Annotated in this window: 15 protein-coding genes; 9 read left to right on the top strand and 6 right to left on the bottom strand. The window is 52.2% G+C overall.

Annotation, left to right across the window (positions count from 1 at the left end; translation table 11 throughout):
* Positions 1-84 precede the first annotated feature (84 nt).
* Positions 85-1,212 carry a hypothetical protein gene (locus AACU19_RS14785; protein ID WP_000067197.1) on the bottom strand — a complete coding sequence of 376 codons (1,128 nt, stop codon included), beginning with the start codon at positions 1,210-1,212 and terminating at the stop codon, positions 85-87.
* A 132-nt stretch (positions 1,213-1,344) separates the two neighbouring features.
* Here AACU19_RS14785 and AACU19_RS14780 point away from each other — a divergent pair, with 132 nt between their 5' ends.
* From AACU19_RS14780 to yijE, 4 genes are all read left to right on the top strand, one after another.
* Positions 1,345-2,898: a bifunctional metallophosphatase/5'-nucleotidase gene (locus AACU19_RS14780; RefSeq protein WP_105279104.1), complete on the top strand. Its 1,554-nt coding sequence runs from the start codon at positions 1,345-1,347 to the stop codon at positions 2,896-2,898.
* Between the two features lie 382 nt (positions 2,899-3,280).
* Positions 3,281-4,171 carry a methylenetetrahydrofolate reductase gene (metF, locus tag AACU19_RS14775; RefSeq protein ID WP_000007523.1) on the top strand — a complete coding sequence of 297 codons (891 nt, stop codon included), beginning with the start codon at positions 3,281-3,283 and terminating at the stop codon, positions 4,169-4,171.
* A 327-nt stretch (positions 4,172-4,498) separates the two neighbouring features.
* Complete coding sequence (gene katG, locus AACU19_RS14770) at positions 4,499-6,679, top strand: catalase/peroxidase HPI (protein ID WP_001296626.1); 2,181 nt, start codon at positions 4,499-4,501, stop codon at positions 6,677-6,679.
* A gap of 93 nt (positions 6,680-6,772) precedes the next feature.
* Complete coding sequence (yijE, locus tag AACU19_RS14765; protein ID WP_105279103.1) at positions 6,773-7,678, top strand: cystine transporter YijE; 906 nt, start codon at positions 6,773-6,775, stop codon at positions 7,676-7,678.
* A gap of 24 nt (positions 7,679-7,702) precedes the next feature.
* Here the strand turns inward: yijE and AACU19_RS14760 are convergent, their stop codons facing one another.
* The 4 genes from AACU19_RS14760 to ptsP all read right to left on the bottom strand — a co-directional run bounded on the left by AACU19_RS14760 (position 7,703) and on the right by ptsP (position 12,881).
* On the bottom strand, positions 7,703-8,320 hold the full coding sequence (locus AACU19_RS14760) for a DUF1287 domain-containing protein (protein ID WP_105279102.1): 618 nt from the start codon (positions 8,318-8,320) through the stop codon (positions 7,703-7,705).
* A 271-nt stretch (positions 8,321-8,591) separates the two neighbouring features.
* A complete protein-coding gene (gene gldA, locus AACU19_RS14755; protein ID WP_000373989.1) occupies positions 8,592-9,695 on the bottom strand; it encodes a bifunctional L-1,2-propanediol dehydrogenase/glycerol dehydrogenase in 1,104 nt (367 codons plus the stop codon).
* A gap of 10 nt (positions 9,696-9,705) precedes the next feature.
* Positions 9,706-10,368 (bottom strand): fructose-6-phosphate aldolase, encoded by a 663-nt coding sequence (gene fsa / locus AACU19_RS14750; protein ID WP_105279101.1) that lies wholly within the window; start codon positions 10,366-10,368, stop codon positions 9,706-9,708.
* Between the two features lie 11 nt (positions 10,369-10,379).
* Complete coding sequence (gene ptsP, locus AACU19_RS14745; RefSeq protein ID WP_105279100.1) at positions 10,380-12,881, bottom strand: phosphoenolpyruvate--protein phosphotransferase; 2,502 nt, start codon at positions 12,879-12,881, stop codon at positions 10,380-10,382.
* A 308-nt stretch (positions 12,882-13,189) separates the two neighbouring features.
* Here ptsP and AACU19_RS14740 point away from each other — a divergent pair, with 308 nt between their 5' ends.
* Genes AACU19_RS14740 through AACU19_RS14720 form a run of 5 tightly spaced genes read left to right on the top strand, consistent with a single transcriptional unit; the run spans position 13,190 to position 18,139 of the window.
* Positions 13,190-14,269 carry a PTS fructose transporter subunit EIIC gene (locus tag AACU19_RS14740; protein ID WP_001572162.1) on the top strand — a complete coding sequence of 360 codons (1,080 nt, stop codon included), beginning with the start codon at positions 13,190-13,192 and terminating at the stop codon, positions 14,267-14,269.
* A gap of 14 nt (positions 14,270-14,283) precedes the next feature.
* The gene (locus AACU19_RS14735) at positions 14,284-14,604 is read left to right on the top strand and encodes a PTS fructose-like transporter subunit IIB (protein ID WP_000161265.1); all 321 of its coding nucleotides are present in this window, start codon (positions 14,284-14,286) and stop codon (positions 14,602-14,604) included.
* Positions 14,605-14,654: 50 nt separating this feature from the next.
* Positions 14,655-16,952 carry a formate C-acetyltransferase gene (locus AACU19_RS14730; RefSeq protein ID WP_088542119.1) on the top strand — a complete coding sequence of 766 codons (2,298 nt, stop codon included), beginning with the start codon at positions 14,655-14,657 and terminating at the stop codon, positions 16,950-16,952.
* Positions 16,918-17,796, top strand: a complete 879-nt coding sequence (locus AACU19_RS14725; protein ID WP_000204103.1) for a [formate-C-acetyltransferase]-activating enzyme — start codon at positions 16,918-16,920, stop codon at positions 17,794-17,796. Before AACU19_RS14730 ends, AACU19_RS14725 begins: the two co-directional genes overlap by 35 nt.
* A 1-nt stretch (position 17,797) precedes the next feature.
* Positions 17,798-18,139: a PTS fructose-like transporter subunit IIB gene (locus AACU19_RS14720; RefSeq protein ID WP_000323849.1), complete on the top strand. Its 342-nt coding sequence runs from the start codon at positions 17,798-17,800 to the stop codon at positions 18,137-18,139.
* On the opposite strand, the gene AACU19_RS14715 is transcribed toward AACU19_RS14720, so the two are convergent.
* Positions 18,126-18,977, bottom strand: a complete 852-nt coding sequence (locus tag AACU19_RS14715) for an AraC family transcriptional regulator (RefSeq protein ID WP_105277511.1) — start codon at positions 18,975-18,977, stop codon at positions 18,126-18,128. The two genes, AACU19_RS14720 and AACU19_RS14715, sit on opposite strands and share 14 nt — an antisense overlap.
* Positions 18,978-19,123 lie beyond the last annotated feature (146 nt).

The following is a 19,123-nucleotide window of genomic DNA, read 5'->3' as shown; positions in this document are numbered from 1 at the left end:
TATTTTTCAGTCATACATTCATATATTTAATTAAATGAGAAATAGTGATCCCATTAATTTATGGTCGTTTGTCGAGTGTATTGACTAACAAGATGGAGTGAGCGATTCATTGTATTTTAACGCCAGTGAGGTCAGCATTTTCGTTACGCGACCTGCGGATAATAACGCGCTTTGGGTAAAGTCGTGTTGGTCTGTCAGCCATGTGATAAAGCAACGACTGGTTGCCAGAGAAACATTTGCGCCCCTTTCTAAGGAGACTCCTGTGAGCAGGCAGACCATCTTGCTGTTATTCCCCTGCCCCCAGCGTTGCCACTGATTTTGCCACCAACCATGGTATGTCGTTCCCTGAAAATGCCAGGGAATATCAGCGTTACGGTCGCTGATTTCTTCTTCTACGAACCAAAGTTCGCCTTGTTGTTGGCGGAACTGATCTGCCCAGGCTGTAATAATTGCGCCTCTCAGAAAACATTCGTGTGAAATTATATGCGTTTTGACATGTGGAAAGCGGATTTTCAGTATTCTGAAATGCCCGTGTGCCGTGATAACCGGGCGTAGTATGGCTCCCTTGCCGTTGCGCTTGAGCACAGCACTGCCATACTGAATTTCATCGAACTGGCTCCGGCGCAAGAATTGCGCTTCACGCATATCTACCCTCTGCACAATATCGCTATGGTGCTCAGTTGGTTCTGTATTGCCTCTGTAACTGTACCGCAGACTGTCTCCTGTCTGATGTTGCGTATAATTCGTGGAGAGATGAAGGATGTTGCCACGAGTGGCGTCAAGACTGACTAAAACATAGAGCTTTTGTACTGCGCTGGCTCCTTGAAAGGGCATGAACAGTTGAACGGTTTCAATGGACTGGGGATACGTAATTTCTCTTGCTGGCTGCTGTTTCGGAGTCCAGACTTTTTTGCATGAACGGCATTGAACGCGTTGTGTTCCCTGCGGGTTGTGACCATAAAAAATCTTTTCTTTACAATAGCATGATGGACAAAAATGCCCTGTTTCTATGGCACACGCAGTCATGTGAACTGACAACCAGTCACGAAATTGTTGTTCATCAAACAAAGGGGGGTAACTTCCGCATGCCTGGCAGTGCAGTGCCGGAAAACCCAGTTTATAGTCTGGCCAACTGTAATCTTCCGATGAGGCCAATCCCAAATTTCGACAACCGAACGTTTTACAGACATTAATCGCAAACAGATTTGACATATATCACCAACGATTTCATAAGGTCGTTGATTTTGTCCTACGGTTATCGCCTCTGGATGTGAGTATTCTCACATAAAAAAGCCTTTCAGAACGTAATGTAGCAATCCTTTATCTCACTGGAAGGGATTGTTTATGAAAATTAAAATGCTTGCTGCGGGTATCGCATTAACACTGCCGTTTTGGGCTTGCGCCAAAGATGTCACCATCATTTATACCAACGACCTCCATGCACATGTAGAGCCTTATAAAGTGCCGTGGATTGCTGACGGTAAACGAGATATTGGCGGCTGGGCAAATATCACTACGCTTGTTAAACAAGAAAAAGCTAAAAACAAAGCGACCTGGTTTTTTGATGCGGGTGACTATTTTACCGGGCCGTATATCAGCAGCCTGACTAAAGGCAAGGCGATTATCGATATTATGAATACCATGCCATTCGATGCGGTCACTATAGGTAATCATGAATTTGATCACGGCTGGGACAATACGTTATTACAGTTGAGTCAGGCAAAATTCCCGATTGTGCAGGGTAATGTTTTTTATCAGAACAGCAGTAAATCATTCTGGGATAAGCCCTATACCATCATTGAAAAAGACGGTGTGAAAATTGGCGTGATTGGTTTGCACGGTGTATTTGCCTTTAATGATACGGTATCTGCGGCAACGCGAGTGGGTATTGAGGCGCGTGATGAAATTAAATGGCTACAACGTTATATCGATGAACTCAAAGGCAAGGTTGATTTGACCGTTGCCCTGATCCACGAAGGTGTTCCGGCCCGCCAGTCCAGTATGGGAGGCACAGATGTGCGTCGCGCGCTGGATAAAGATATTCAGACGGCAAGTCAGGTGAAAGGGCTGGATATTTTGATCACCGGGCATGCACATGTGGGTACGCCGGAACCGATTAAAGTCGGCAATACGTTAATCCTCTCCACTGACAGCGGCGGGATTGATGTGGGTAAACTGGTTCTCGACTACAAAGAGAAGCCGCACACTTTTACGGTGAAAAACTTCGAGCTTAAAACCCTTTACGCCGATGAGTGGAAGCCCGATCCGCAAACGAAACAGGTGATTGATAGTTGGAACAAAAAGCTGGATGAAGTCGTGCAGCAAACGGTGGCGCAATCGCCGGTTGAATTAAAACGTGCCTATGGTGAATCGGCTTCCCTCGGGAACCTGGCGGCGGACGCTTTGCTGGCAGCGGCGGGTAAAAATACCCAGTTGGCGTTAACCAACTCTGGTGGGATTCGCAATGAGATCCCGGCGGGTGCAATTACGATGGGTGGCGTCATCAGTACCTTCCCGTTCCCCAACGAACTGGTGACGATGGAACTCACGGGTAAACAATTACGCGGTTTGATGGAACACGGCGCAAGTTTAAGTAATGGCGTTTTACAGGTATCGAAAGGCCTGGAAATGAAGTACGACAGCAGCAAGCCGGTTGGTCAGCGGGTTATCTCGCTGACGCTGAATGGCAAACCGATTGAAGATGCGACAGTTTACCACATTGCCACTCAGAGTTTCCTTGCTGATGGTGGAGATGGTTTTACCGCGTTTACCGAGGGTAAAGCGCGCAATACGATGGGCGGTTATTACGTTTATCACGCGGTGGTTGATTACTTTAAAGCGGGTAACACCATCACGGATGAACAGATCAACGGTATGCGCGTGAAAGATATTAAATAAAAGTACGCACTGAGTTGACTCTACTGTTTGTTACCCGTTGATTTCGCAGATTCTGTATTCGGCCTACACGAGAGCGCAGGCCGAATCAGATGCTTTAGCATCACCATCCGGTGGCAGGGCGTTGTTTTTCGAATGAGAACAGGTGCCGTTGTGTTGCCTGTATATCAGTCAAAACGAGTGAGGTTGATTGCGCTATAAAGAAATCTCTTTATTACCTCTAATTAAGATGAGTTTTTTTCATCTTCCCTGATTTTTCCTCACCATCATTGGTCATTTTTCGGTTGACGCCCTTCAGCTTTTCCTTCATCTTTACATCTGGACGTCTAAACGGATAGATGTGCACAACACAACATATAACTACAAGCGATTGATGAGGTAAGGTATGAGCTTTTTTCACGCCAGCCAGCGGGATGCCCTGAATCAGAGTCTGGCTGAAGTCCAGGGGCAGATTAACGTTTCGTTCGAGTTTTTCCCGCCGCGTACCAGTGAAATGGAGCAGACCCTGTGGAACTCCATCGATCGCCTTAGCAGTCTGAAACCGAAGTTTGTATCGGTGACCTATGGCGCGAACTCCGGCGAGCGCGACCGTACGCACAGCATTATTAAAGGCATTAAAGATCGCACTGGTCTGGAAGCAGCACCACATCTTACCTGTATTGATGCGACGCCCGACGAGCTGCGCACCATTGCACGCGACTACTGGAACAACGGTATTCGCCATATCGTGGCGCTGCGTGGCGACCTGCCGCCGGGAAGTGGTAAGCCAGAAATGTATGCTTCTGACCTGGTGACGTTGTTAAAAGAGGTCGCGGATTTCGATATCTCCGTGGCGGCGTATCCGGAAGTGCATCCGGAAGCGAAAAGCGCTCAGGCGGATTTGCTCAACCTGAAACGCAAAGTCGATGCCGGAGCCAACCGCGCGATTACTCAGTTCTTCTTTGATGTCGAAAGCTACCTGCGTTTTCGCGATCGCTGCGTATCGGCGGGCATTGATGTGGAGATTATTCCGGGAATTTTGCCGGTATCTAACTTTAAACAGGCGAAGAAATTCGCTGACATGACCAACGTGCGTATTCCGGCGTGGATGGCGCAAATGTTTGACGGGCTGGACGACGACGCTGAAACCCGCAAGCTGGTGGGCGCGAATATTGCCATGGATATGGTGAAGATTTTAAGCCGTGAAGGAGTGAAAGATTTCCACTTCTATACGCTTAACCGCGCTGAAATGAGTTATGCGATTTGCCATACGCTGGGTGTTCGTCCTGGTTTATAAATAGTGTGCCTTTTGTGAAAATCACACTGTGATCACAAATTTTAAACAGAGCACAAAATGCTGCCTCGAAATGCGAGTGAGAAAATAAGGTAGTCAGCCTTGTTTTCTCCCTCATTTCTTGAAGAATACGAAGCTAAAACCTTTTTTATAAAGCATTTGTCCGAAATCGGACATAATCAAAAAGTCTTAATTACGATCAATTTGATCTACATCTCTTTAACCAACAATATGTAAGATCTCAACTATCGCATCCGTGGATTAATTCAATTATAACTTCTCTCTAACGCTGTGTATCGTAACGGTAACACTGTAGAGGGGAGCACATTGATGAGCACGTCAGACGATATCCATAACACGACAGCCACTGGCAAATGCCCGTTCCATCAGGGCGGTCACGACCAGAGCGCGGGTGGAGGCACAACCACGCGCGACTGGTGGCCAAATCAACTCCGTGTTGACCTGTTAAACCAACATTCTAATCGTTCTAACCCGCTGGGTGAGGACTTTGACTACCGCAAAGAATTCAGCAAATTAGATTACTACGGCCTGAAAAAAGATCTGAAAGCCCTGCTGACAGAATCTCAGCCGTGGTGGCCTGCCGACTGGGGCAGCTACGCCGGTCTGTTTATTCGTATGGCCTGGCACGGCGCGGGTACTTACCGTTCCATCGACGGACGCGGCGGCGCGGGTCGTGGTCAGCAACGTTTTGCACCGCTGAACTCCTGGCCGGATAACGTAAGCCTCGATAAAGCGCGTCGCCTGCTGTGGCCAATCAAACAGAAATATGGTCAGAAAATCTCCTGGGCAGACCTGTTTATCCTCGCGGGTAACGTGGCGCTGGAAAACTCCGGCTTCCGTACCTTCGGTTTTGGTGCCGGTCGTGAAGACGTCTGGGAACCGGATCTGGACGTTAACTGGGGTGATGAAAAAGCCTGGCTGACTCACCGTCATCCGGAAGCGCTGGCGAAAGCACCGCTGGGCGCAACCGAGATGGGCCTGATTTACGTTAACCCGGAAGGCCCGGATCACAGCGGTGAACCGCTCTCTGCGGCTGCGGCTATCCGCGCGACCTTCGGCAACATGGGTATGAACGACGAAGAAACCGTGGCGCTGATTGCGGGTGGTCATACGCTGGGTAAAACCCACGGTGCCGGTCCGACTTCTAACGTAGGTCCTGATCCAGAAGCTGCACCGATTGAAGAACAAGGTTTAGGCTGGGCGAGCACTTACGGCAGCGGCGTTGGCGCAGATGCCATCACCTCTGGTCTGGAAGTGGTCTGGACCCAGACACCGACCCAGTGGAGCAACTATTTCTTCGAGAACCTGTTCAAATATGAGTGGGTACAGACTCGCAGCCCGGCTGGCGCAATCCAGTTCGAAGCGGTAGACGCACCGGAAATTATCCCGGATCCGTTCGATCCGTCGAAGAAACGTAAACCGACAATGCTGGTCACCGACCTGACGCTGCGTTTTGATCCTGAGTTCGAGAAGATCTCTCGTCGCTTCCTCAACGATCCGCAGGCGTTCAACGAAGCTTTTGCCCGTGCCTGGTTCAAACTGACGCACAGGGATATGGGACCGAAATCTCGCTACATCGGGCCGGAAGTACCGAAAGAAGATCTGATCTGGCAAGATCCGCTGCCGCAGCCGATCTATAACCCGACCGAGCAGGACATTATCGATCTGAAATTCGCGATTGCGGATTCTGGTCTGTCTGTCAGCGAACTGGTGTCGGTGGCCTGGGCGTCTGCTTCTACCTTCCGTGGTGGCGACAAACGCGGTGGTGCCAACGGTGCGCGTCTGGCATTAATGCCGCAGCGCGACTGGGATGTGAACGCCGCAGCCGTTCGTGCTCTGCCAGTTCTGGAGAAAATTCAGAAAGAGTCTGGCAAAGCTTCGCTGGCGGATATCATTGTGCTGGCTGGTGTGGTTGGCGTAGAGAAAGCCGCAAGCGCCGCAGGTTTGAGCATTCATGTCCCGTTTGCGCCGGGTCGCGTTGATGCGCGTCAGGATCAGACTGACATTGAAATGTTCGAACTGCTGGAGCCAATTGCTGACGGTTTCCGTAACTACCGCGCTCGTCTGGATGTTTCTACCACCGAGTCACTGCTGATTGATAAAGCCCAGCAACTGACACTGACCGCGCCGGAAATGACCGCGCTGGTGGGCGGGATGCGTGTACTGGGTGCCAACTTCGATGGCAGCAAAAACGGTGTCTTCACTGACCGCGTTGGTGTATTGAGCAATGACTTCTTCGTGAACTTGCTGGATATGCGTTACGAGTGGAAAGCGACCGACGAATCGAAAGAGCTGTTCGAAGGCCGTGACCGTGAAACCGGCGAAGTGAAATACACGGCCAGCCGTGCGGATCTGGTCTTTGGTTCTAACTCAGTCCTGCGTGCGGTGGCGGAAGTTTATGCCAGCAGTGATGCCCACGAGAAATTTGTTAAAGACTTCGTGGCGGCATGGGTGAAAGTGATGAACCTCGACCGTTTTGACCTGCTGTAATCTGACCTTCTTCAGCGACTGTCTGTCTGGCAGTCGCTGAAGTTTCTTTACCAGCGTATAGTGTCCACAGGAAAACTACACACTGGATCTCTCATGTCTGCCGCAGGAAAGAGCAACCCACTGGCAATCAGTGGCCTGGTTGTGCTCACACTTATCTGGAGTTATAGCTGGATTTTCATGAAGCAAGTCACCAGTTACATCGGTGCCTTCGACTTTACCGCTTTACGCTGCATTTTCGGCGCTCTCGTTTTATTCATCGTCCTTTTATTACGTGGTCGCGGAATGCGCCCGACGCCCTTTAAATACACCTTAGCCATTGCCCTGTTACAAACCTGCGGGATGGTTGGCCTGGCGCAGTGGGCGCTGGTGAGCGGCGGAGCAGGGAAGGTGGCAATCCTGAGCTATACCATGCCATTCTGGGTGGTGATTTTCGCCGCGTTGTTTCTCGGTGAACGCCTGCGACGCGGGCAATATTTGGCGATTCTGATTGCCGCTTTCGGCTTATTTTTGGTGTTGCAGCCGTGGCAACTCGATTTCTCTTCGATGAAAAGCGCCATGCTGGCGATCCTCTCTGGTGTCAGTTGGGGGGCGAGTGCCATTGTCGCTAAACGCCTTTACGCCCGTCATCCGCGCGTGGATTTATTGTCGTTAACATCCTGGCAGATGTTGTATGCGGCGCTGGTGATGAGCGTAGTCGCTTGGCTGGTGCCACAACGTGAAATTGACTGGCAGCCCACCGTATTCTGGGCGCTGGCCTACAGTGCGATTCTGGCGACGGCGCTGGCCTGGAGCTTATGGCTGTTTGTGCTGAAAAACTTGCCCGCCAGTATTGCCAGCTTAAGTACACTGGCGGTTCCCGTTTGCGGCGTACTCTTTTCCTGGTGGTTGCTCGGTGAAAATCCGGGGGCCGTTGAAGGTAGCGGCATTGTGCTGATTGTGCTGGCACTGGCGCTGGTGAGCCGTAAGAAAAAAGAAGCCGTCAGCGTAAAAAGGATCTGAATTTTTTACAGGTGGGGCGAGCGCTCATTTAGCAAAATACCGATAGTGCCCCACCATCCGCCAGCTAAACAGCACGTCTTCTTCCTGCGCGCCTGCGCCAATGTTATGTATCACCAGCGGCGTACCGTCGCGGGCGAAGCCATCTGAAACCACCCCAATATGTGCCAGCCCATTATCTAATCGCCAGGAGACAATATCGCCCGCTTGGTAGTCACTGGCGTTTTTGCTGGTGGGGCGTGTTTTATCGTGGCGGGTAAACCAGGTTTCCAGATTAGGCACCCGACGGTGATCGATGTTGCTGTCCGGGCGCTTTAACTTCCACTTTTGCGGATAATCGGCAAAATTCTTCGCCATATCTTCGTGAAGCAGTTTTTGCAAATCGACCTTCTGGCTGCGCAGGGCGCGGATCACCACATCGGAACATACACCGCGTTCTTGTGGGACATCACCGCCAGGATAAGTAAGCTGCACATACGCCGGATCGTAAAATAGCGTGCTGCCAATTTGCTGTCTGGCACCGTCTGCGATGGCAAGATTGGTGTTGGCCTGGATTTGTACCACGGTTGGTGGAACAGCGGGAGATTTTAAGGAGTAACTGGTAAATACCGTCAGAAGACTGAACAACGCCAGTGAAGCTTTCATCTGTTTCGTCCGTGAAAAAATATTCACAGATTCGACCTTCCGGGCTAACGATTGTTCTGTGGAGAAAATGTCCAGAAGCGGATAAAAACTCCCGAACAACGTGGGAGTATCAGATTAATGGCACAGAGTGCCGGATGCGGCGTGAACGCCTTGTCAGACATAAAAAACACGTAAATTCAATGCATTGCAGATATTTCGTAGGCCTGATAAGCGTAGCGCATCAGGCAATTTTGCGTTCAAACTCCCGGACAAGCCGGGAGTTTGGCATAGATTATTCCCACTCTTGCAGGAAACGCTGACCGTACTGGTCGGCTACCAGCAGTGCGGCGTAAACCTGATCTGGCGTCGCGCCGCCAGGCATGTTGTGGATGGTTTCACCTTCTGCACATGCCGCTTCTGCCACAATCCGCATTTTCGCCGGGACATCTTCTTTAATATCCAGTTGAGCGAGGGTTATTGGCAAACCTACCGCATGGCTAAGTGCAGCTACGGTTTCGATTTCTTCCACCGGCGCATTTTCCAGAACCAGCTGCGTCAGCGTACCGAATGCCACTTTTTCACCATGATAATAGTGATGGGCATCAGGGATTGCAGTCAGGCCGTTATGCACCGCGTGTGCCGCAGCCAGCCCACCGCTTTCAAAGCCAACGCCGCTCAAATAGGTGTTCGCTTCAATCACGCGTTCCAGTGCTGGAGTTACTACATGCTGTTCGGCGGCAAGCATCGCTTTTTCGCCTTCTTCCAGCAGCGTGTTGTAGCACAGTTCAGCCAGCGCCAGCGCTGCCTGAGTACACTTACCGCCCGCCATTGTGGTCGCACCGCTACGAGAGCAAGCACGCGCTTCAAACCAGGTCGCCAGCGCATCGCCGATACCCGCCGCTAACAGACGTGCAGGTGCGCCCGCGACGATTTTGGTGTCGACAATGACCATATTCGGGTTATTTGGCAACAGCAAATAGCGGTCAAACTCACCATCATCGGTGTAGATAACAGACAGCGCGCTGCACGGTGCGTCGGTAGAGGCAATAGTCGGTGCGATCGCTACCGGAACACCCATGAAATGTGCCAGCGCTTTGGCAGTATCGAGGGTTTTTCCGCCACCGATACCGAGAATTGCGCCACACTGCGCAGTCTCCGCGATGCCACGCAGACGGTCGATCTCATTTTGCGAACATTCACCGCCAAACGGCGCAATTTCTACTACCAGTCCAGCATCTTTAAAGCTTTTCTCGACAGTGGATTGAGCAAAACCTAAAACAAATTTGTCACCCACCACTAACCAGCGTTCTGCCAGCGGCTTCAGGTACTCGCCCAGACGATTAATGACATCTGCGCCCTGGATGTATTTACCCGGTGATTGAATAATGCGGTCCATAATTGCTCCTTTAGAGATGAGTAGTGCCAAATGCGGCATTCCAGTCGTGCTCAAACTTCTCTATAGCCGACTCTACCGCAGGAGTGTTGAGCATTTGTTGCGCTACATCTAAGGGTAGGGTGATGGACTCACATCCTGCCAGCAAACAATCCAGCGCCTGACGCGGTGTTTTAAAGCTGGCAGCCAGCACCATGCTTTCTGGCGCGTGCATTTCCAACAGCGCTTGCAGCTCCTGAACCGTACGAATGCCGTCACCGCCCTGGGCGTCGACGCGGTTAACATACGGAGCAACATATTTTGCCCCTGCCAGCGCGGCTAATAACCCTTGTGCGGCGCTATATACAGCGGTGCCAAGTGTAGTAATACCCTCTTTTTTCAATATCTTAATTGCTGCCAGACCTTCGGAAGTTACCGGGATTTTCACCACAATGCCCGGAATGGCGTCGCGCAGGCGCTTCGCTTCTTCCACCATACCCTGCGCGTCACGACTCATGGTCTGAGCAAACAGAATACCCTCATCACCAATCGCTTTTTGCAAACGCGGCAGCACTTCCCAGATGGACTCCTTGCTGGCCGCGATAATGCTCGGGTTAGTTGTTACCCCGGTAATCGGGAATATGCGTGCCAGACGTTCGACTTCTGCGACGTTAGCGGTGTCCAGATACAGTTCCATGATGTTTCCTTTTACAGTTCCAGTTCATGTTGCAGCAGGCTGGCGATAGCGTCGGCAGAGGCGGCGTTAACCAGCGCGTTACGGAATTCTTCGTGCATGATGCGGCGAGCGAGGCGCGAGAAAATGCGCATATGCTGATCGCCGGCAGCGTGTTTGTTCAGGGTTAACATAATGATGAATTGTGCTTCATCATCTCCCCAGCGCACTGGCGCTTGCAGACGCGCCACGCTGATGGTGGACTGCTCAATGTGTTCTGATTTGCTGTGTGGAATGGCAAAACTAAAGCCCAGACCGGTAGAGAAAACGGCCTCGCGCGCCCACAAGTCGGCTTCCAGTTTACGCGGATAGCGGCAGCGGCCCGCCAGCAGCAGGTTATCGGTCATGCCTTTGAGCACTTCTTCTTTGCTGCGCCAGTCGCTTTCCAGCGTGATGCACTCGGAGGTGACCAGCGGTGCATCCTGTTGCGTCATGCGGAATTGTGCCAGCAGGTGTTCCACTTCCAGCGAAGTACGGCAGGCCATTGCCTGGTTGAGTAACTGGCGGCATTCGCGGCTATCAAGTTGCGCCATTCGCGCTTTCGCCGCCGGAATTGACGGTGCACTCATGCTCAACTCATCCAGCCCTAAACCGACCAGCAACGGCAGCACGGAACCTTTCGCCCCCAGTTCACCGCACAGACCAATCCATTTGCCCTGGCGATGCACTGCCTGCACGGCGTAATCAAGCGCTCGTAAGAATGCCGGATTCAGGCTGTTGTAGTGACGAGTTACCTTAGCGTTATCGCGATCCACTGCCAGCAGATATTGCGTCAGGTCATTACTACCAATACTAAAGAAATCAATCTCCTCACAGCATTGATCGATGATGAACATTACTGACGGCACTTCCAGCATAATGCCGAGCTGGATCTTCTCATCAAACGGAATGTGTTCGTTACGCAGCTGCTGTTTAGCTTCTGCCAGTTTTTCTTTCACCCATAAGATCTCTTCCATTGAAGAGATCATCGGGATCATGATTTTCAGGCTACCATGAGCGGAGGCGCGCAGGATCGATCGTAGCTGCGTGGTAAATAACGACGCGTACTCTTCATAAATACGCACGGCGCGATAACCGAGGAACGGGTTTGCCTCTGCGGGAATATTCAGATAATCAACGGGTTTGTCACCGCCAATATCCATAGTGCGCACAATAATGCTGCGTCCGTTGGCGGACTCCAGCGCCTGACAAAAAATGTTGTACAGCTCGCTTTCGCCCGGTGCACTGGTGCGATCCATATAGAGCATTTCAGTGCGGAACAAACCAACGCCTTCTGCACCATTGCCGAATGCGGCCTGCGCTTCGACGGAGTGAGCGATGTTAGCGGCAATTTCAATGCGGATACCGTCAGCGGTACGGGCTTGTTGGGTCAGCCAGACACGCTGTTGCTCACGCAGGGCGTTCTGTACGCGGGCTTCTTGCTGATAATAACGGGCAACGGCTTCCCCAGGCTCAACCACAATCGCCCCAGCGTTGCCGTCGATATAAATCGTTTGATGCTGCCACGGAGTAAGGGCATCAATATCCACACCAACCAGCGTCGGAATGTTGAACGAACGGGCAAGTATCACCGTGTGTGAGGTGGTGCCGCCGCTTTTGAGCAACAATCCTTTGAGGTGATTTTTATCCAGTTCGAGGAACTGGCTAGGGGTCAGTTCATCAGCCATACAAATGGCGGGCTGCGTCAGTTTGCCCGGTGCCGGAAAGCGTTTCTCGCCGTAGATTTGCTGGAGTAACTGGAAGCAGACATCGCGCACATCCAGCGCGCGTTCTTGCAGGTAGCTGCTGCTGGAACGGGAAAACTCTTCGCAAAAGTGATTCGCACTGGCGACAATCGCTTCGGCGCAGCTTAATCCGGCGCTGACGCCTGCCAGTAAATGTTCGCGCAGGGAAGTATCGCCAGCCAGGGATCGGTGAGCTTCCAGAATCGCGCTGGTAGCACCGTCGCTATCCAGCAGACGAAACTCAATATTTTTCAGTACCAGTGTCAGGCCGTTTTCCAGCGCGGATTGCTCGGCGTCAACGCCGTTGGTTGCGGGGAGGTTACCCAGCGCGTTGAGATCTAAAGAAGAGATTGGCGTCAGAATGCCGCCTGCGCTACCACTGCATACGGTGCGGGCGCGGATAATACGCGGATTCAGGTTGGTTAATGATACCGGCAGCGGCTCCAGTTCGTCAGATTTTATTTCCGCCAGCGGCGCGTCGCAGTGGGGAAATTCATCGCGCAGCCATTGGCTTAAACGCTGATGCGCTTCCTGTTCATCGGCCCCGGAAATCAGTAACTGGCAGCTATCGCCCACCAGCGTATCGGTGCCAATCAGCGCAAGGGCGCTTTTGGCGTTGCCCTTGCGGTCAGTGCGCAGGTTATGCCACTCAATTTGTGATGAAAAAGTATTACACAGCGTTTCAACGTGGCTTGCCGGACGGGCATGTACGCCGTTAGGTAGCTCACAAATAAATTCCACAATCAGGGCCATTGCCTTTCTCCCGGTACGGTTCTCTGTTTACAGGATAAGAGCGCACGGCAACGGCCTGCCATGTGACAAATCTGCCAAAAGCTGGACAAATGTAATGTAACCGTCAATTTGCGACGCGTCTCACAAGACGCCGTTCTGCGGCATGCTTCCGGGTTATCGCAAGTTATGAGGCGGATCGCATTTTTGTACTGATATTACAAAAGTCCAGTAAATGGCCTTTTTATCCACTGTTTGCTCCGCCTGCGATTGCCTATTGTTTCCTCCATCAAAAATATGGACATGGGCTTTTGCAAGCCCGGGAGCAGCTTATGAATGAGTTGGTGCAGATCCTGAAAAATACCCGTCAGCATTTAATGACGGGCGTTTCACATATGATTCCCTTCGTGGTATCGGGCGGTATTTTGCTGGCGGTTTCCGTCATGTTGTATGGCAAAGGCGCAGTGCCGGATGCCGTAGCCGATCCGAATCTGAAAAAACTGTTTGATATCGGCGTTGCGGGGTTGACGCTGATGGTGCCTTTCCTCGCAGCGTACATCGGTTATTCCATTGCAGAACGTTCTGCGCTGGCTCCGTGCGCCATCGGTGCCTGGGTTGGTAACAGCTTTGGCGCGGGCTTCTTTGGGGCGCTGATCGCAGGGATTATCGGCGGCATCGTGGTGCATTATCTGAAGAAAATTCCGGTGCATAAAGTTCTGCGCTCGGTGATGCCAATCTTCATCATTCCGATCGTCGGCACACTGATTACCGCTGGTGTCATGATGTGGGGACTGGGCGAGCCGGTGGGTGCGTTGACCAACAGCCTGACTCAGTGGCTACAGGGGATGCAGCAGGGCAGCATTGTTATGCTGGCGGTGATCATGGGGCTGATGCTGGCGTTCGATATGGGCGGTCCGGTTAACAAAGTGGCCTATGCCTTCATGCTGATTTGCGTTGCTCAGGGTGTTTATACCGTGGTGGCTATTGCCGCTGTTGGGATTTGTGTTCCACCGTTGGGCATGGGGCTGGCGACGCTGATTGGTCGTAAAAACTTCTCTGCAGAAGAGCGCGAAACCGGCAAAGCGGCGCTGGTGATGGGGTGCGTTGGTGTTACTGAAGGGGCGATTCCTTTCGCCGCTGCCGATCCGCTGCGTGTCATTCCTTCCATCATGGTCGGTTCAGTTTGTGGTGCAGTGACTGCGGCGCTGGTCGGTGCGCAGTGCTATGCAGGCTGGGGTGGTCTGATTGTGCTGCCGGTGGTTGAAGGCAAGCTGGGTTATATCGCCGCAGTGGCTGTCGGAGCAGTGGTGACGGCAGTCTGCGTGAACGTGCTGAAAAGTCTGGCGCGTAAAAATGGGTCTTCGACTGATGAAAAAGAAGACGACCTGGATTTGGATTTTGAAATTAATTAATTGAGGAACGAGCCATGACGAAAATTATTGCAGTAACCGCATGTCCATCTGGTGTTGCCCATACTTATATGGCGGCAGAGGCGCTTGAAAGCGCTGCGAAAGCGAAAGGTTGGGAAGTGAAAGTAGAAACTCAGGGCTCGATTGGTCTGGAAAATGAACTGACTGCGGAAGACGTGGCGAGCGCCGATATGGTGATTCTGACCAAAGATATCGGCATCAAGTTTGAAGAGCGTTTTGCTGGCAAGACCATCGTGCGTGTCAACATCAGCGACGCGGTAAAACGCGCTGACGCCATTATGAGCAAAATTGAAGCTCACCTGGCACAAACCGCTTAAGTTCTTATCCCGCTCGCAAGGGCGGGGTCGCTTTCCCACAGGAGTTCCTCATGACGAATCGTATCTCTCGCCTCAAAACTGCACTGTTTGCCAATACCCGTGAAATCTCGCTGGAGCGGGCGCTGCTTTATACCGCCAGTCATCGGCAAACCGAAGGCGAACCGGTGATATTGCGCCGGGCGAAAGCAACAGCGTATATCCTTGAACATGTTGAAATTTCGATTCGTGATGAAGAACTGATTGCCGGTAACCGCACCGTAAAACCGCGCGCCGGGATTATGTCGCCGGAAATGGACCCTTACTGGCTGCTGAAAGAGCTGGATCAATTTCCGACGCGACCGCAGGACCGCTTCGCCATTAGTGAAGAAGATAAACGTATCTACCGCGAAGAGTTGTTCCCATACTGGGAAAAACGTTCGATGAAAGATTTCATCAACGGGCAGATGACGGATGAAGTAAAAGTCGCGACCAGCACGCAGATTTTCAGTATCAACCAGACAGATAAAGGCCAGGGGCACATCATTATTGATTACCCGCGCCTGCTGAATCACGGGCTGGGTGAGCTGGTGGCGCAGATGCAGCAACATTGCCAGCAACAGCCGGAGAATCACTTTTATCAGGCTGCGCTGTTATTGCTCGAAGCCTCGCAGAAACACATTTTGCGTTACGCCGAACTGGCGGAAACGATGGCGGCAAACTGCACCGATGCCCAGCGTCGCGAAGAACTGCTGACTATCGCGGAGATCTCCCGCCATAACGCCGAACATAAGCCGCAGACGTTCTGGCAAGCGTGCCAGTTGTTCTGGTACATGAACATCATTCTGCAATACGAATCCAACGCCAGCTCGCTGTCTTTAGGGCGCTTCGACCAGTATATGTTGCCATTCTATCAGGCATCATTAACCCAGGGCGAAGATCCGGCGTTCCTGAAAGAACTGCTCGAATCTTTATGGGTGAAATGCAATGACATCGTGCTGTTACGCTCCACCAGCAGTGCGCGCTATTTCGCAGGTTTCCCGACCGGTTATACCGCACTGCTCGGTGGGTTAACCGAGAACGGACGTAGCGCAGTGAACGTGCTTTCGTTCCTCTGTCTCGATGCTTATCAAAGCGTGCAATTGCCGCAACCGAACCTTGGCGTGCGCACTAACGCCTTGATCGACACGCCTTTCCTGATGAAAACCGCAGAAACCATCCGCCTCGGCACGGGGATTCCGCAAATCTTTAACGATGAAGTGGTGGTGCCAGCGTTCCTCAACCGTGGCGTTTCGCTGGAAGATGCGCGCGACTATTCCGTAGTGGGCTGCGTGGAATTATCTATTCCCGGCAGAACCTACGGCTTGCATGACATCGCGATGTTTAACCTGCTGAAAGTGATGGAAATCTGCTTGCATGAAAATGAAGGCAATGCCGCGCTGAGTTATGAAGGTTTGCTGGAACAGATCCGCGTCAAGATCAGCCACTACATCACCCTGATGGTTGAAGGCAGCAATATTTGTGATATCGGCCATCGTGACTGGGCCCCTGTACCGCTGCTCTCGTCGTTTATCAGCGATTGTCTGGAAAAAGGCCGCGATATTACCGATGGCGGCGCGCGTTATAACTTCTCCGGCGTACAGGGGATCGGTATCGCCAACCTGAGCGATTCTCTCCATGCGTTGAAAGGGATGGTTTTTGAGCAACAGCGTTTAAGTTTTGACGAATTGCTGTCGGTATTAAAAGCCAACTTCGCAACGCCAGAAGGCGAAAAAGTCCGCGCTCGCTTAATTAACCGCTTTGAGAAATACGGTAACGATATCGACGAGGTGGATAACATTAGCGCCGAACTCCTGCGTCATTACTGCAAAGAAGTGGAAAAATACCAGAACCCGCGCGGTGGCTACTTCACGCCAGGATCGTATACCGTTTCTGCTCATGTCCCGTTGGGAGCGGTGGTTGGTGCGACGCCAGACGGTCGTTTTGCCGGGGAACAACTGGCAGACGGAGGCTTGTCACCCATGCTGGGCCAGGACGCACAAGGACCAACGGCGGTACTGAAATCAGTCAGCAAGCTCGATAACACGCTGCTTTCTAACGGTACATTGCTGAACGTGAAATTCACTCCGGCGACCCTGGAAGGTGAAGCGGGATTACGCAAACTAGCCGACTTCTTACGGGCATTTACCCAGCTTAAGTTGCAGCATATTCAGTTTAACGTGGTGAACGCTGACACGTTGCGGGAAGCCCAACAGCGCCCACAGGACTATGCCGGGCTGGTGGTGCGCGTAGCCGGATACAGCGCCTTCTTTGTCGAATTGTCGAAGGAGATCCAGGATGACATCATCCGCCGGACAGCGCATCAGCTGTAACGTTGTGGAAACGCGCCGCGATGATGTGGCGCGCATTTTCAACATTCAGCGTTATTCACTGAATGACGGCGAGGGCATTCGTACGGTGGTATTTTTTAAAGGCTGTCCGCATCTTTGCCCGTGGTGTGCTAATCCGGAGTCGATCTCCGGCAAAATCCAGACGGTACGCAGAGAGGCGAAATGTCTGCACTGCGCGAAATGTTTGCGCGATGCGGATGAATGTCCCTCCGGCGCGTTTGAACGGATTGGTCGTGATATCAGCCTCGACGCGCTGGAACGGGAAGTGATGAAAGATGACATTTTCTTTCGCACGTCTGGCGGCGGCGTCACGCTTTCTGGCGGTGAAGTGCTAATGCAGGCGGAGTTTGCTACCCGTTTTTTGCAACGGCTGCGATTGTGGGGCGTGTCATGCGCCATCGAAACTGCCGGAGACGCGCCAGCCAGCAAGCTGTTACCGCTGGCGAAATTGTGCGATGAAGTGTTGTTCGATTTAAAAATAATGGATGCAACTCAGGCGCGGGATGTGGTGAAGATGAACCTGCCGCGCGTGCTGGAGAACCTGCGTTTGCTGGTGAGTGAGGGTGTCAACGTGATACCGCGTTTACCGCTGATCCCAGGTTTCACGCTCAGTCGGGAGAATATGCAGCAGGCGCTGGACGTGCTGATCCCGCTGAATATCAGGCAGATCCATCTGTTGCCGTTTCATCAGTACGGCGAACCGAAATACCGTCTGCTGGGGAAAACATGGTCGATGAAAGATGTTGCTGCGCCGTCGTCAGCTGATGTGGCAACGATGCGTGACATGGCAGAACGGGCCGGATTTCAGGTTACCGTGGGAGGTTAAAATGGCATACCTGGTGGCAGTAACCGCCTGCGTCAGTGGCGTGGCGCATACTTATATGGCGGCGGAACGGCTGGAAAAGTTGTGCCAGTTAGAGAAGTGGGGCGTCAGCATTGAAACTCAGGGTGCTTTGGGAACGGAGAATCGTTTAGCGGACGAGGATATCCGCCGGGCGGATGTTGCGCTGTTGATTACGGATATTGAACTTGCCGGTGCTGAGCGATTTGAACATTGCCGCTACGTGCAATGCAGCATCTACGCGTTCCTGCGTGAGCCGCAGCGGGTGATGAGCGCGGTGCGTAAAGTGCTTTCTGCGCCGCAGCAAACCCATCTTATTCTGGAGTAGTCGATTTTTCTGTCAGTTGGCTATGGTATTGCCGACGATATTCCGACGGCGAGCGTTCGGTGTTTTTACGAAACAGACGGCAGAAGTAGTTGCTGTCAACAAAGCCGCAGGCGTGCGCCACTTCTTTTACCTTCAGGTCATAGCCTTTCAATAACGTCTTAGCGTGCTCCAGTCGCGTGTGATTCAGGTATTCGTTAAAACCAATGGCCCCCGTTTTTTGAAACAGGTGCGAGAGATAGTTTGGTGAAATATAGAATGCCTGTGCGACAGATTCGCGGGTAAGCGCGGAGGCATAGCGTTCGTCGATATAATCGCGAATAGCTTCGAATAGTGCCTGGCTGCGTGAGGCGGTCTGGATTTGGCTGCCAAGCAAATCGCGGCAGTGGCTAAGCAGGCTGGCGACGATAAGCCTTGCCGTTTGCTGCTCTTGCGACTGCATTTGCATTTCATTGAGCGTTTGTAGCAGAAAAGAACCAATGCGCGGGCCGCGTCGGGCGACGTGTTGCTTCGCCAGATTTTGATACTGTTTGCCATCCCATTGCACGACGCTGAAACCGAGTTGCTGTTTGCCAAACAGCACGCTAAAGGTGGTCGCGGGGGCTTGCCATTGTGGGAAATTCCAGCCGCCAGCGGGAACGTACAGCACATCGCCGGGAACTAACGTTGCGCCAGCGCCGGTATCAACAAATTCACCTTCCAGCACTATTTCCAGCCGTGGAAAATCGACCTGATACGCAAGATCGGGCGCCGGACCGTTGCTGCTGGCAAAGTAAATCTGGCGCAGCGACAGCGGGCCGTTTATCAGGCGGGAGAGCAGATAGCTGACGTCGTGATACATGTTATTCCCTTAGGTACATAGACGGGAAAACAGTAACTGGCATTATGAAAAAAGGCCACCTGAAAAGTGTGGCCTGATGGGAGTTCGATGTAAACATTGTGCCAGTATCGCATCCGGCAAATAGTGCCAGACACGATACAAAGGTC

The sequence above is a fragment of the Escherichia sp. MOD1-EC4550 genome (assembly GCF_963876935.1).
Lineage (GTDB): Bacteria > Pseudomonadota > Gammaproteobacteria > Enterobacterales > Enterobacteriaceae > Escherichia > Escherichia coli_F.
The sequence above is the reverse complement of the archived record's forward strand: the minus strand, read 5'-3'. Positions and strand labels throughout refer to the sequence as shown.

Bases quoted from the DNA above. Each gene is read 5' to 3' on its own strand.
- AACU19_RS14785 (WP_000067197.1), bottom strand. From the start codon at position 1,212: ATGTCAAATCTGTTTGCGATTAATGTCTGTAAAACGTTCGGTTGTCGA.
- AACU19_RS14780 (WP_105279104.1), top strand. From the start codon at position 1,345: ATGAAAATTAAAATGCTTGCTGCGGGTATCGCATTAACACTGCCGTTT.
- metF (WP_000007523.1), top strand. From the start codon at position 3,281: ATGAGCTTTTTTCACGCCAGCCAGCGGGATGCCCTGAATCAGAGTCTG.
- katG (WP_001296626.1), top strand. From the start codon at position 4,499: ATGAGCACGTCAGACGATATCCATAACACGACAGCCACTGGCAAATGC.
- yijE (WP_105279103.1), top strand. From the start codon at position 6,773: ATGTCTGCCGCAGGAAAGAGCAACCCACTGGCAATCAGTGGCCTGGTT.
- AACU19_RS14760 (WP_105279102.1), bottom strand. From the start codon at position 8,320: ATGAAAGCTTCACTGGCGTTGTTCAGTCTTCTGACGGTATTTACCAGT.
- gldA (WP_000373989.1), bottom strand. From the start codon at position 9,695: ATGGACCGCATTATTCAATCACCGGGTAAATACATCCAGGGCGCAGAT.
- fsa (WP_105279101.1), bottom strand. From the start codon at position 10,368: ATGGAACTGTATCTGGACACCGCTAACGTCGCAGAAGTCGAACGTCTG.
- ptsP (WP_105279100.1), bottom strand. From the start codon at position 12,881: ATGGCCCTGATTGTGGAATTTATTTGTGAGCTACCTAACGGCGTACAT.
- AACU19_RS14740 (WP_001572162.1), top strand. From the start codon at position 13,190: ATGAATGAGTTGGTGCAGATCCTGAAAAATACCCGTCAGCATTTAATG.
- AACU19_RS14735 (WP_000161265.1), top strand. From the start codon at position 14,284: ATGACGAAAATTATTGCAGTAACCGCATGTCCATCTGGTGTTGCCCAT.
- AACU19_RS14730 (WP_088542119.1), top strand. From the start codon at position 14,655: ATGACGAATCGTATCTCTCGCCTCAAAACTGCACTGTTTGCCAATACC.
- AACU19_RS14725 (WP_000204103.1), top strand. From the start codon at position 16,918: ATGACATCATCCGCCGGACAGCGCATCAGCTGTAACGTTGTGGAAACG.
- AACU19_RS14720 (WP_000323849.1), top strand. From the start codon at position 17,798: ATGGCATACCTGGTGGCAGTAACCGCCTGCGTCAGTGGCGTGGCGCAT.
- AACU19_RS14715 (WP_105277511.1), bottom strand. From the start codon at position 18,977: ATGTATCACGACGTCAGCTATCTGCTCTCCCGCCTGATAAACGGCCCG.